The following is a 388-nucleotide window of genomic DNA, read 5'->3' on the forward strand; positions in this document are numbered from 1 at the left end:
ATCAGCTTCATTTGTTACATCACCAGTTACGGCAACGGTAGCATCATAAGTACAATCAGCAGTAGTGAATATTTCGATATTAGCAGGAGCTGTGAATGTAGGAGCGATGTTATCAGTTACAGTAATCGTCTGTGTCTGAGTAGCCGCTGCGTTACCACAAGCATCCACAAGAGACCAGGTACGTGTAATGATATGTGAACCTGCACACTGACCATCAGCAACGCTGTCAGCAAATGTAGCCTGAAGACCAGTTGAACAGTTGTCAGCCTCATTTGTTACATCACCAGTAATTGCAATTGACGCATCATAAGTACAATCAGCAGTTGTGAATATTTCAATATTCGCAGGAGCTGTGAATGTAGGAGCAATGTTGTCTGTTACAGTGATT

Annotated in this window: 1 pseudogene; it reads right to left on the minus strand. The window is 42.5% G+C overall.

Going from position 1 to position 388, the window contains the following annotated elements:
• Positions 1-388 (minus strand): annotated as a pseudogene (locus L1S31_RS14870) (gliding motility-associated C-terminal domain-containing protein); the annotation flags it as partial.

Source organism: Flavobacterium wongokense, assembly GCF_021608265.1.
GTDB classification, from domain to species: domain Bacteria; phylum Bacteroidota; class Bacteroidia; order Flavobacteriales; family Flavobacteriaceae; genus Flavobacterium; species Flavobacterium wongokense.